This is a genomic window from Clostridium collagenovorans DSM 3089 (assembly GCF_900130005.1).
Classification (GTDB): Bacteria; Bacillota; Clostridia; order Clostridiales; family Clostridiaceae; genus Clostridium_D; species Clostridium_D collagenovorans.
The window spans coordinates 317,978-331,063 of the sequence record NZ_FQXP01000003.1; the positions used below are offsets into that span (position 1 = coordinate 317,978).

The 13,086-nt window shown below is 30.3% G+C and carries 14 protein-coding genes; 13 read left to right on the forward strand and 1 reads right to left on the reverse strand.

The features are described from left to right. Window positions 1-14: 14 nt before the first annotated feature. The 6 genes from BUA48_RS01550 to BUA48_RS01575 all read left to right on the forward strand — a co-directional run bounded on the left by BUA48_RS01550 (window position 15) and on the right by BUA48_RS01575 (window position 3,857). A complete protein-coding gene (locus BUA48_RS01550; protein WP_072829386.1) occupies window positions 15-242 on the forward strand; it encodes a KH domain-containing protein in 228 nt (75 codons plus the stop codon). A 202-nt stretch (window positions 243-444) separates the two neighbouring features. Next, window positions 445-936, forward strand: coding sequence for a ribosome maturation factor RimM (rimM, locus tag BUA48_RS01555; protein ID WP_072829388.1), 492 nt, complete (start codon window positions 445-447; stop codon window positions 934-936). Then, window positions 937-1,650 carry a tRNA (guanosine(37)-N1)-methyltransferase TrmD gene (gene trmD / locus BUA48_RS01560; RefSeq protein WP_072829390.1) on the forward strand — a complete coding sequence of 238 codons (714 nt, stop codon included), beginning with the start codon at window positions 937-939 and terminating at the stop codon, window positions 1,648-1,650. A 114-nt stretch (window positions 1,651-1,764) separates the two neighbouring features. Continuing rightward, the gene (gene rplS, locus BUA48_RS01565) at window positions 1,765-2,109 is read left to right on the forward strand and encodes a 50S ribosomal protein L19 (RefSeq protein WP_072829392.1); all 345 of its coding nucleotides are present in this window, start codon (window positions 1,765-1,767) and stop codon (window positions 2,107-2,109) included. Between the two features lie 65 nt (window positions 2,110-2,174). Continuing rightward, window positions 2,175-3,014 (forward strand): ribosome biogenesis GTPase YlqF, encoded by an 840-nt coding sequence (ylqF, locus tag BUA48_RS01570; RefSeq protein ID WP_072829394.1) that lies wholly within the window; start codon window positions 2,175-2,177, stop codon window positions 3,012-3,014. Window positions 3,015-3,023: 9 nt separating this feature from the next. After that, window positions 3,024-3,857, forward strand: coding sequence for a ribonuclease HII (locus BUA48_RS01575; RefSeq protein ID WP_072829396.1), 834 nt, complete (start codon window positions 3,024-3,026; stop codon window positions 3,855-3,857). A gap of 99 nt (window positions 3,858-3,956) precedes the next feature. On the opposite strand, the gene BUA48_RS01580 is transcribed toward BUA48_RS01575, so the two are convergent. Further along, window positions 3,957-4,328 carry a YraN family protein gene (locus tag BUA48_RS01580; protein ID WP_072829399.1) on the reverse strand — a complete coding sequence of 124 codons (372 nt, stop codon included), beginning with the start codon at window positions 4,326-4,328 and terminating at the stop codon, window positions 3,957-3,959. Window positions 4,329-4,597: 269 nt separating this feature from the next. On the opposite strand from BUA48_RS01580, the gene BUA48_RS01585 reads away from it, so the two are divergent. The 7 genes from BUA48_RS01585 (at window position 4,598) to pyrH (ending at window position 13,070) form a co-directional block, all read left to right on the forward strand. Further along, the gene (locus BUA48_RS01585) at window positions 4,598-6,118 is read left to right on the forward strand and encodes a YifB family Mg chelatase-like AAA ATPase (RefSeq protein WP_072829401.1); all 1,521 of its coding nucleotides are present in this window, start codon (window positions 4,598-4,600) and stop codon (window positions 6,116-6,118) included. 16 nt (window positions 6,119-6,134) lie between these two features. Beyond that, window positions 6,135-7,211 (forward strand): DNA-processing protein DprA, encoded by a 1,077-nt coding sequence (dprA, locus tag BUA48_RS01590; protein ID WP_072829403.1) that lies wholly within the window; start codon window positions 6,135-6,137, stop codon window positions 7,209-7,211. A 53-nt stretch (window positions 7,212-7,264) separates the two neighbouring features. After that, a complete protein-coding gene (gene topA, locus BUA48_RS01595; RefSeq protein WP_072829405.1) occupies window positions 7,265-9,355 on the forward strand; it encodes a type I DNA topoisomerase in 2,091 nt (696 codons plus the stop codon). A 208-nt stretch (window positions 9,356-9,563) separates the two neighbouring features. After that, entirely contained in the window at window positions 9,564-10,337 is a 774-nt protein-coding gene (gene codY / locus BUA48_RS01600; RefSeq protein WP_072829407.1) for a GTP-sensing pleiotropic transcriptional regulator CodY, read from the forward strand. 275 nt (window positions 10,338-10,612) lie between these two features. Beyond that, window positions 10,613-11,314 (forward strand): 30S ribosomal protein S2, encoded by a 702-nt coding sequence (gene rpsB / locus BUA48_RS01605; RefSeq protein WP_072829409.1) that lies wholly within the window; start codon window positions 10,613-10,615, stop codon window positions 11,312-11,314. Between the two features lie 50 nt (window positions 11,315-11,364). Beyond that, complete coding sequence (gene tsf, locus BUA48_RS01610) at window positions 11,365-12,282, forward strand: translation elongation factor Ts (protein ID WP_072829411.1); 918 nt, start codon at window positions 11,365-11,367, stop codon at window positions 12,280-12,282. Window positions 12,283-12,359: 77 nt separating this feature from the next. After that, window positions 12,360-13,070, forward strand: a complete 711-nt coding sequence (pyrH, locus tag BUA48_RS01615) for a UMP kinase (RefSeq protein ID WP_072829413.1) — start codon at window positions 12,360-12,362, stop codon at window positions 13,068-13,070. The last annotated feature ends 16 nt before the right edge of the window (window positions 13,071-13,086 follow it).

Consider the following 13,086-nt stretch of genomic DNA (forward strand, 5'->3'; position numbering starts at 1 on the left):
TGGAGGATTATCTCATGAAAGAAGTATTAGAGGTAATAGCTAAATCACTAGTAGACAATCCAGAAATGGTAGATGTCAAAGAGGTAGTAGGTGAGCATTCAATAATTTTAGAACTTAAAGTATCTCAAGAAGATATGGGTAAAATTATTGGTAAGCAGGGAAGAATAGCTAAGGCTATTAGAACTGTTGTAAAAGCAGCCGCTATTAAGGAAAACAAAAGAGTCGTTGTAGAAATTATTTAACTACATAAATAAGAGTTAGGGAAACCTAACTCTTGTTTTATGTTAAAGAAAATTTTAAGATAATTTTATGGATATAGATAAATATGAAGTTTGGTAGAAATTAATTAATTAAACTTCATTTAATTATATATAGAAGTTTAAATATGAGATATAATATTTAATATGATTTGAAAGAAAAAAGATACATAAAGGAGTTATATGCATGAAGGAATTTTTAGTAATAGGACAGATAACTAAAGCTCATGGATTAAAGGGTGAGGTTAAGGTTTTATCTTTAACTGATGATTTAAAAAGATTTAAAAAATTAAAGAGTGTATTCATTGATGGAGCTGAAAAAAATATAGAGGGATGTAAGCTTCAAGGTGATAGAGCTATTTTGAAAATAGAGGGAATTGATACTGTAGAAGCTACGGCTAAATATAAAGGGAAATATTTATCAATACATAGAAGTGAAGGAATACAGTTGGAAGAGGATGAATACTACATTGCGGATTTAATTGGATGCACAGTTTTTGATGAATTAGGTGCAGAGTTAGGTAATGTTTATGATGTGCTAGCAACAGGAAGTAATGATGTGTATTGGGTTAAGAATGGTAAGGAAGAAGTTTTAATTCCGGCTTTAGGTGACATAGTAATTTCTGTAGATATTGAAAATAGTAAAATAATAATTAAACCAGTAAGTGAGTGGATGTAAGTGAAAATAGATATATTAACTTTGTTTCCGGAAATGTTTGATATTTTTAATCATAGCATAATTGGAAGGGCTATAGATAAGGGTATATTAGAAATAAAGGCTACTAATATAAGAAACTTTGCGGAAAATAAACATAAAAATGTAGATGACTATCCTTATGGAGGAGGGGCAGGTATGTTAATGTCTCCTCAACCTATAGTATCTACAATAAAACATATAAAAGAAAATAATAGAGGCAAAGTAATATACTTAGGACCTAGAGGAAAAACCTTTAATCAAGACTTAGCTAAAGAACTAGCTAAAGAAGATGAGTTAGTATTTTTATGTGGACATTATGAAGGAATTGATGAGAGAGCAAGAAAATATATTGATGAAGAGATATCTTTAGGAGACTTTGTCCTTACAGGGGGAGAAATGGCTTGTATACCTGTAATCGATAGTATATGTAGATTGGTAAGTGGAGTTTTATCTTCTAATGTTAGCTATGAAGATGAATCTTTTTATAGTGGTGTTTTAGAGTATCCACAGTATACAAGACCAGAAGTTTTTGAAGATATGAAAGTTCCGGCGGTACTATTATCAGGGCATCATGAAAACATAAGAAAGTGGAGACGATACCAATCTTTAAAAATCACTGAAAAACATAGACCTGATTTATATAAAAAGATTACTTTGTCAAAGGAAGATAAAAAAATATTAAAAACTTTTGAATAAAACATTGAATTAATTCGAAAAATATGTTAAAATAACATTCGTGCTAATCCGGATGGTCCTCTGTCACAAAAGCGTGTTAAGAACATCTAAATATTTATCGGGGAGGTAGTACATATGTTAGATATAATAAGATCAATAGAAGCAGAACAATTAAGAAACGACTTACCAGAATTTAATGTTGGTGATAACGTAAAAGTTCACATCAAAATTAAAGAGGGAAGCAAAGAAAGAGTCCAAATTTTTGAAGGTACAGTAATCAAAATTCAAAATGGTGGATTAAGAGAAACTTTCACAGTTAGAAGAGTAGCTTACAACTGTGGTGTTGAAAAAACTTTCCCAATGAACTCTCCAGTTATCGATAAAATCGAAGTATCTAGAAGAGGTAAAGTAAGAAGAGCTAAGTTATTCTACTTAAGAGACAGAGTAGGTAAAGCTGCTAAAGTTAAAGAAAGATTATAAGGAAATGGGGCTGTATAGTCCCATTTTTTATATACCAAAAATTAATGCAAAAGGAAGTGTGTATTATGGCTATAAATTGGTATCCAGGGCATATGGCTAAAACTAGAAGACAAATAACGGAAAATTTAAAGCTAGTAGATGCGGTTATAGAGATAAGAGATGCAAGAATAGTAAAGTCTAGCGCAAATCCTGATATAGAAAAAATATGTAAGGATAAGCCTAGAATAGTGCTTTTAAATAAATTTGATTTAAGTGACCCTGTAGTAACAAATGCATGGATAAAAAAGCTTGAAAAGAAGAATGTAAGAGTAATTTTAACTAATAGTCTTTTAGGAAAAGGGTTAAATCAAATTAAGCCTACTTTAGATGAGCTTTTTAAAGAAAAAAAAGAAAGACTGAAAAATAAAGGGGTAATGGATCTAACAATTAGAGTTATGGTTGTAGGTATACCTAACGTAGGAAAGTCTTCCTTTATTAACAAGATGGCTAAAAATAAGATTGCTAAGGTTGGTGACAGACCAGGGGTTACTAGAAATAATCAATGGATAAAAACTAAGGTAGGTATCGAAATGCTAGATACGCCAGGAGTACTATGGCCTAAATTTGAAGATGAAGAAACAGCTTTGAATTTAGCTTTCACTGGTGCTATTAAAGACGAAATCATGGATATTGAAGAATTAGCTTACAAGTTAGTTGAAAAATTAACTCAATATTATCCAGAAAGACTAAAGGAAAGATATAAACTAACAGAGCTTTCAGAAGACCCATTAGAGAATTTAGATATGATAGGCAAAAAAAGAGGAATGGTTATATCTGGTGGTAATATAGATTATAACAGATTAGCTGTAATGCTTCTAGATGAGTTTAGAGGTGGAAAGTTAGGCGGCATATCTATGGATAGATAGGAGTTACTTATGGAAATGATAAATCAATTATTGAGCAAAGGTGTATCAGAAATAAGGGCTTATGTAGTAGGTATAGAAAATAACTTATATAATATAGAAGAAGGTTTTTTGGAACATCTTATAGAAACTTTTTTAAATGATTCAAGAAAAGGTGTGCAATCACTTGGAAAGAGACTTGAAAAACAAAGAAATGATTTAAATAAAGAAATAGTAAGAGTTCAAAATTTATATGACTTTGATAAGTCCTTTGGTGACTATAAGGTTGTAGCTGGAGTGGACGAGGTAGGAAGAGGACCTTTAGCTGGTCCTATAGTAGCTGCAGCAGTTATAATGGATTTGAATTATGCAAGTGCAAAGGATTTAATTCTTAGGGTCAATGATTCTAAAAAGATCAAAGAAGAATTAAGAAAAGAACTTGCAGAGATAATTAAAAAAAATGCTATAAGCTATAGCATAGCTGTAAAGAGTAATGAAGAGATAGATGATAAGGGTATAGCCTATTGTAACCATATGGTCTTTTTAGAGGCTATAGAAGGGCTAAACAGGGATTGTGACTTAGTTTTAAGTGATGGTTATAAGGCTAAGTACTATAATGGAAATAATGAAGCTGTAATAAAAGGAGATACTAAAAGTTTTAATATAGCTTGTGCATCTATAATTGCTAAGGTATATAGAGATGAACTTATGAAGGAATATAGTAAGAAGTATCCGGATTATGGTTTTGAAAAGAATGTAGGATATGGTACAGAGGTACATATAAAATCCATTAAAGAACATGGAGTTACACCTATACATAGAAAAAGTTTTTTAAGTAGTATTATGGATAGTAATATAATACGATAATTAAAAGTATAAAGCAAAGCTTATGAAGGTGGAGTAAATTTAAAAATGTTTTAAATGAGGAAATATCTCATTTAAAACATTTTTTTATGCGCAAGATTATTAATATAATCTAAAGGCATCTTGAATAAAGTTTATTATTGGAGTAGAATAATTCATATCGAAGGAAACTTCTAAGGCATCAAATCTACAATTAAAGTTTCTTAAATTAAACTTTGTTATATAATATTTAGAAAGCCTGATAAGTTGATTCTGTTTGGCTATGCCTATAGATTCACAGGGATATCCAAAGTTATTTGAAAATCTACTTTTTACTTCGATAAAGCAAATAATATCTTTATATTTACATACTAAATCAATTTCTCCAAGATTGCATCTGAAATTCTTATCTAAAATAATATATCCTAGATTTCTTAAATAATTTTCAGCTAAATCTTCGCCATAAGAACCTATAGATTTATTGAAACATTTCATAAAAAACCTCCTATATTTTTATAAGGTTACTGAAAATTAAAATATAAATAGGGCTTAATATTTAAATTTTTAATAACTAATCTTTTAAAAATGTGTTAAATTATCTAAAAATTTTGAAAAATTTATAGTTCTTCATAGAAAATACCTTATGAAACTAAAAGGACTATAAAAGAACATTTAATTAATAAACTTATATAAAAGTAAAAAATAAATTATATTTATATTAATTTTGGTCAATAATGTAAAAAAATATAAGTGATGGTGATAAAATGTCTATAAAAATTTTTAGTGCTTCCTTTAGTGGCATTGAAGGTATTTTAGTTAAGGTTGAGATAAATATTTCTAAGGGGCTTCCTACATTTAATATTGTTGGATTAGGAGATACCTCTATAAAGGAGTCAAAGGATAGAGTAAGAGCTGCTCTTGTGAATTTAGGATATGAGATGCCTTTGGGACACATAACCATAAATTTGGCTCCAGCTGACTTGAAAAAAGAGGGGTCATTATTTGATTTGCCAATAGCTATAGGAATACTAATAGCATCAAATCAAATAAAAGTAGATAATTATGAGGATTATTTGATGGTTGGTGAACTATCTTTATCAGGGGAAATAAATAAAGTAAAGGGTTTACTACCTTTAGTAATTGAAGCTAGAAATAGAGGAATAAAAAACTTAATAATACCCGTTGAAAATGTAAAGGAGTGTAGTTTAATAAAGGATATAAATTTATTTCCCTTTAATCATTTAAGTCAAGTTATAGATTTTATTATGTACAAGGATTTACAGCCTTATAAGGAGAATATGGAATTCAAAAAAAGAAATAACTTTTATGATTTTAATGAAATATATGGTCAAGAAAGTGCAAAGCGTGCATTGGAGATAGCTGTTGCTGGAAATCATTCTATTTTAATGTTTGGCCCTCCAGGATCAGGAAAATCTATGTTAGCTAATAGAGTGTCAACAATAATGCCTGAATTGAATTATGAAGAGCTACTAGAAGTTATGAAGATAAGTAGTGTATCTGGAGAGGGTAGTAATGAAGAGGATATTATAATAGATAGACCCTTTAGAAGTCCACATCATACAAGTACACCTATTGCATTAGTTGGTGGAGGAAGAAATTTATTGCCAGGGGAGATTACTTTGGCTCATAACGGGGTATTATTTTTAGATGAGGTGGTGGAGTTTAAGAAATCTACTTTAGAATTATTAAGACAGCCACTAGAAGAAAGGGTTATGAGAATAGATAGAGCAAGTGGCTCTGTAGAATACCCTTGTAACTTTATGCTTATATGCGCTATGAATCCATGCCCATGTGGCTTCTATGGTACAAATCGTAAGCAATGCACCTGTGAAGAGTATATAAGAAACAAGTATATTTCAAGATTATCAGGTCCGTTTTTAGATAGGATAGATATGTTTGTATCTATAAATGGAATTGATTATGCAGATATAAATAAAGGGGGAAGTGGAGAAAGTTCTGAGAGTATAAAAAGTAGGATTATGGAGGCTAGAAAGCTTCAGAGTGAAAGATATAAAAATAAGAAGTTTAATACCAATAGCTTAATGGGAAACAAAGAAATAAAAAGTTATTGCAAATTAAAAAAAGAAAGTGAAGATACAATGGAAGAGATATATTCTAGATTTAACTTGAGTGTAAGGGCATATAATAGAATTTTAAAAATATCTAGAACTATAGCTGATTTAGATTCATCAGTTCAAGTGCAAAGATCTCATATAATTGAAGCTTTGAATTATAGAAGATTTATAAATGGTGAAATAATTTAGTATAGGAGAGTAAAAATTGAAAGATGAAGATCTATGGCTAGCATTAGCTCAAATTTCTAATAAAACCAAGCTAGAATTACTGGAGATCTCTGAGAGTACAGAGGAGTTATTCAAGGGGTTTTCAGAAAATTATCACAAATTTAAAAATAATAAAATTAAGCTTGCATTGAAAGAAGCTTTGGAAGAAGATAAAATAAAAAAGTTAAAAGAGATAATGTATGAAAAAAATATTAAGTACGTAACTATAAAAAGTAAAAGTTACCCAAGTAGATTAAAAACAATAGATAGTGCTCCATATATTTTATTTTACAGAGGAGATATAAGTAAATTAGAGTATGAAAAGTCTGTATCTCTTGTAGGTTCTAGAGAGTGTACTGTTTATGGAAGGGAAGTTGCAGAAAGTATAAGTGAAGAATTAAGTAATTATGATGTTATAATGGTAAGTGGTCTTGCTAAGGGAATCGATACAATATGTCATGAAGTTGCTTTGAAAAATAATAAATTTACTTGTGGAGTATTGGGATGTGGTGTAGATGTAGTTTATCCTAAGAGTAACAGTAAAATTTATGATAAGATAATAGAGAATGGATGTATAGTGAGTGAGTTTCTTCCTGGCACTCCACCATTAAGTAGAAATTTTCCGCAAAGAAATAGAATTATAAGTGGACTTAGTGATTTAGTTATAGTTGTAGAAGCTAATATAAAAAGTGGTTCCTTAATTACAGCTAGAGTAGCGGCGGAACAAGGAAAGGAAGTTGTTGCTGTTCCTGGGTCTATATTCTCGAAATTAAGTCTTGGGACCAATAAATTAATTAAGGATGGAGCAATACCTTATACTGATTTAGAAGATTTATTATTTTTAATAGGAATATATAATATTAAAAGAAATAATAATAAAGTAATAAGAAAAGAAAAAAATATAGATGAAAATATAAGCAGAATACTAGAAGTATTAAGCGATAGACCTATACATATTAATGAAATAGTAAAACTAACTAATATTGACATAAAGCATTTATATGAGTTATTATTTGAAATGCAGATTAATTTTGGAGTTAAGTGTATAGATATGAACTTTTATGTAAAGCTTTAAATTTTATTGAAAGTTAAATAATATATAGTTAAGCAACTTATTGGAGGGAGAATATGGGACAAAAATTAGTTATAGTTGAGTCTCCTACTAAGGTGAAAACAATAAAAAAATATTTAGGACCAAATTATGTAGTTGAAGCGACTATGGGACATGTAAGGGATCTACCTAAAAGTCAATTAGGTGTTGATATAGAAAATAACTATACTCCTAAGTATATTACAATTAGGGGTAAAGGAGAAGTTCTTGATATTCTAAGAAAAAATGCAAAAAAATGCGATAAGATATATCTTGCAACGGACCCTGATAGAGAAGGAGAAGCTATATCTTGGCATCTAGCTAAGGCATTGAAACTAGATGAAACTGAAAAATGTAGAATTGAATTTAATGAGATTACTAAAACAGCAGTAAAAAATGCCATAAAGAATCCAAGAAAAATAAATGAGAGTTTAGTTAATGCTCAACAAGCAAGGAGAGTATTAGACAGATTAGTTGGATATGAAATAAGCCCAATTTTATGGAAGAAAATAAAGTGGGGATTAAGTGCAGGTAGAGTACAATCTGTTGCATTAAAGATGCTTTGTGATAGAGAGAAATTAATTAATGATTTTATACCGGAAGAATATTGGACTATAGAGGGTAAATTAAAATCAGAACATGAGAAAAAAGAGCTACAAGTGAAATTAGTATCAGTAAAGAATGAAAAGCCTGTTATTAATAATTCTGATACGGCCTATGCAATTGAAAAAGATTTGCAAGAAGGAGAATTTATAATTCAAAAAATTAAAAAATCTAATAAGTCAAAATCTCCTTTAGCACCTTTTACAACTAGTACTTTGCAACAGGATGCATATAAAAAGTTAAATTATACAACTAAAAAGACAATGTCTGTTGCTCAGCAATTATATGAAGGTATAGAAGTAAAGGGATATGGAAGCGTTGGTTTAATTACGTACATGAGAACAGACTCTGTTAGAGTATCTGATGAAGCTCAAAACTCAGCTAAGGAATTTATAACTAATTCCTATGGAGAAAAGTATGTTCCGGAGAGCTTTAGGAATTTCAGTACAAAGAAAAATAGTCAAGATGCTCATGAAGCTATAAGACCTACATATATTGAAATAACACCTGAAAAAGCTAAGGCGGATTTAAAAAGTGATCAATATAAACTATACAAATTGATTTGGGAAAGATTTGTAGCTAGTCAAATGGCCAATTGTATTTATGATGCTACTAGCATAGATGTTAAGAACTCGGATTATGTATTAAGAGCTACAGGAACTACAACGATATTTGAAGGCTTTAAAAAAATATATAATAATGAAGAGGAAAAGGATCAAAAATTACCTAACTTATCTGAAGGTGATAAACTTTCAAGTTTAGGAATAGAAGGTAAGCAACATTTTACTCAACCACCAGCAAAATTTTCAGAGGCATCTTTAGTTAAAACTTTAGAGGAAAATGGTATAGGAAGACCGAGTACTTATGCACCAACTATTTCTACTTTATTAAGTAGACAATATATTGAGAGAGATAAAAAAATATTACAACCTACGGAACTTGGTAATATAGTAAATGATATAGTTTCTCATTATTTTAAGCAGATAGTTGATATTGAATTTACTGCTGAAATGGAGCGTAAATTAGATAGAATTGAACTTGGAGAAATTCAGTGGGAAAGCGTAGTAGGAGAATTCTTTGAACCTTTAAAGGAAGCAATAGAGATAGCAGAGAAGGAAATTGCTAAGATTACTATAGAAGATGAGGTATCAGATGTTCCATGCGATAAATGTGGAAGGATGATGGTTATAAAAAGAGGTAGGTTTGGAGACTTTTTAGCATGTCCTGGATATCCAGAGTGTGAGAATACAAAACCTATTGTAAAAGAGTTGGATGTTGAGTGTCCTAAGTGTGGTGGAAAAATATTAGTAAGAAAAAGCAAAAAGGGAAGACAATTTTATGGATGTTCTAATTATCCTAATTGTGATTATGTTAGTTGGCAAGAACCAGTTAATAAAAAATGCCCTAACTGTGAAACTTTACTTGTAAAAAAATCCACAAAAACCAAAGGTGACTGGTTACAGTGTCCAAATAGTGAATGTAATTATAAAGAAAAGCTAGAAGAAGTAGAAAAAGACAAAAACTAAAGTAGAATTAGTCGAAAGTGTTTAAAAAATGTCGAAAAAAGTAAAGTGTGCTTGAAATTAAGTTTCTATTATGCTATCATTATATAGTATTATAAATAAATTTAAAAAATATGAGCAGATTAAAAAAGTGTATGGTTATTAAAGTGTTAATTTTATGTTATGTTAATTTATAAAGTGTAATTTAAGAGAAAAAAAGGGAGGAAATGAAATGTCGTTATTAGAAAAAACAAGAATGTTAAACAAAATACTACAAAAGACAGGAAATGATCCAGTAGCATTTTCAGATATATGTACATTATTAAGTGAAGTACTAAGTTGTAATGTGTACATAATAAGTAGAAAAGGTAAGGTTTTAGGATATGATTTATCAGCAGGCTTTGAATGTGAGATGGTTAGAGATCATGTTATAAAAGAAATGAGATTCCCAGATCATTATAACAATAAGTTATTAAATGCTGAGGAAACTAAGGCGAATTTAACTAACACTGGATTCTGCGTATTTGAAGAAGGAACAAGTTGTGATATGGATAATAAAATAACAACAATAGTTCCTATAGTTGGAAACAGAGAGAGATTAGGTACTTTATTATTAGCAAGATTTAATACTCTTTTCACTGAAGAGGATTTAGTGTTAGCTGAGCATAGTGCTACAATTGTAGGACTTGAAATATTAAGGTCTAAAAATGAAGAAATTGAAGAAGAAGCTAGAAAGAAAGCTATAGTTCAATTAGCAATAGGAACTTTATCTTATTCTGAACTTGAAGCTGTTGAGCATATATTTAATGAATTAGACGGTAATGAAGGATTATTAGTTGCATCTAAGATTGCAGATAAAGTTGGTATAACTAGATCTGTAATAGTAAATGCATTAAGAAAATTCGAGAGTGCTGGAGTAATTGAATCTAGATCTTTAGGAATGAAAGGCACTCACATTAGAATTTTAAATGATAAACTATTAGATGAATTAGAAAAAATTAAATAGTTTATAAGATTCTAATTAATGTATAAAAATAAGTTATTAAGATAATTATATAAATAAGAAAGTAAAACAGGATTATCCTGTTTTATTTTTTTAAAATAAAATAATGTAGAAATACAAATTTTATGTTGAATACGCTAAAACCTTATGATATACTACATAAGGTAAGAAAATACACACATTATCTGAATTTCTTAGAGGGTGCTCTTAGAAATTTATCTATGAGTCTTTAAGAAAGATGAGGATAATGGAGGTAAAACCATAGGAGGGAAAATTAAATGGCAGTTATAAGCATGAAACAATTATTAGAAGCAGGTGTTCACTTTGGACATCAAACAAGAAGATGGAACCCTAAAATGGCTCCATACATATTCACAGAGAGAAATGGTATATACATCATTGACTTACAAAAAACAGTTAAAAAAGTTGATGAAGCTTACGATTTCATTAAATCAGTATCAGAAGAAGGAAAAGATATCTTATTCGTAGGTACTAAAAAGCAAGCTCAAGAAGCTATAGCTTCAGAAGCTGTTAGAGGTGGAATGCACTACGTTAAAAATAGATGGTTAGGTGGTATGTTAACTAACTTTACTACTATCCAAAAGAGAATAGCAAGAATGGAAGAGATCGAAAACATGGAGAAGGACGGAATATTTGAAGTTCTTCCTAAGAAAGAAGTTACTAACTTAAGAAACGAACATGAAAAGTTAGAGAAAAACTTAGGCGGAATCAGAAACATGGACGTTTCTAAAATCGGTGCTTTATTCGTAGTAGATCCAAGAAAAGAAAAGAATGCTATATCAGAAGCTAAAATATTAGGAATTCCAGTTGTAGCTATAGTTGATACTAACTGTGACCCAGATGTAGTTGATTTTGTAATTCCAGGTAACGATGACGCTATCAGAGCTGTAAAATTAATCACAGCTAAAATGACAGACGGAATCATTGAAGCAAGACAAGGTGAGCAATTAGCTGAATAATCCTATTTATATAGGCAAAAAGAAAGATTAAAATAGGAGGCATTACTATTATGATAAGTGCAAAAATGGTAAAAGAGTTAAGAGAAATAACTGGCGCTGGTATGATGGAGTGTAAGAAAGCTCTTACTGAAACAAACGGAAATATGGAAGAAGCAGTAGAATACCTAAGAAAGAAAGGTTTAGCTGCTGCTGCTAAAAAAGCAGGCAGAGTTGCTGCAGAAGGTTTAGTTAAGACTTTTGTTACTGAAGATGGAAAAGTGGCTTCAGTTGTAGAAGTTAACTGTGAAACAGATTTCGTTGCTGCTAACGAAGAATTCATCGCTTTTGTTGATAGAATTGCTGAATTAGCTGCTACTACAAATGTTTCAAATGTAGAAGAATTATTAGCTGCAAAATTTAATGAAAATATGACTGTTGAAGAAGCTAGAACAGCTTTAATCGCTAAATTAGGTGAAAACATGTCAGTAAGAAGATTTGAAAGATTTACAGTAGAAAATGGAGTTATCAACGGATATGTTCACGGTGGTGGAAGAATCGGTGTATTAGTTGAACTTGAAAGTGATAAATCTGAGGCATCTTTAATCGAAGCTGCTAAAGACGTAGCTATGCATGTAGCTGCTGTTAATCCTTTATTCTTAAATAAAGATGCAGTAGATCATGAGAGCTTAGAAAAAGAAAAAGAAATTTTCAGAGTTCAAGCTATAAATGAAGGAAAACCAGAAAACATCGTTGAGAAAATGGTTGTTGGAAGAATCAACAAATACTATAAAGAGAACTGTCTTGTAGATCAACAATGGGTTAAAAATCCTGATTTAACTATAACTCAATTCTTAAATGAAGAAGCTAAGAAAATAGGTGCTGCTAAAGTAACTGTTGCTAAATTCGTAAGATTTGAAAGAGGCGAAGGTATCGAGAAGAAAGAAGAAAACTTTGCTGAAGAAGTTGCTAAGCAAATGAATTCAAAATAATATAAAAGAGAACACTTTGTGTTCTCTTTTTTTAAGATATAATACTAATTTTATACAGTCGGAGGTATAATAATAACATGGAAACAGCCAAATATAAAAGAGTAATGTTAAAATTATCAGGAGAAGCATTAGCAGGAGAAAAGGGTTACGGAATAGATTTTGCTATAGCACAAGAAATAGCAGCTCAAATTAAAGTTTTAGTTGAAATGGGTGTTGAATGTGGAGTAGTAGTTGGTGGTGGAAACATATGGAGAGGCAGAAATGGTGAAGATATGGACAGAACTACTGCTGACTATATGGGGATGATGGCTACATGTATAAATGCTTTAGCGTTACAGGACTCTTTAGAAGGAATAGGTGTTCAGACAAGAGTTCAAACTGCTATAGAGATGAAAGAAGTAGCTGAGCCATATATAAGAAGAAGAGCTATGAGACATCTTGAAAAAGGAAGAGTTGTAATATTTGCAGCAGGTACAGGTAATCCTTATTTCTCAACTGATACAACAGCAGCTTTAAGAGCAGCTGAAATAGAGGCAGATGTAATTTTACTTGCTAAAAAAGTTGATGGAGTTTATGACAAAGATCCATATAAATATGAGGATGCTGTTAAATTTGACGAATTAAAATATATAGAAGTATTAGAAAAAGGTTTACAGGTAATGGACTCAACTGCTACTTCACTTTGCATGGATAATAATATTCCTATTTTAGTATTTGGTCTAGATAAACCAGAGAATATTATTAGAGCCATTGGCGGAGAAAAAATTGGGACTTTAGTTAAAAAATAATACAGGGGGAAGTTAA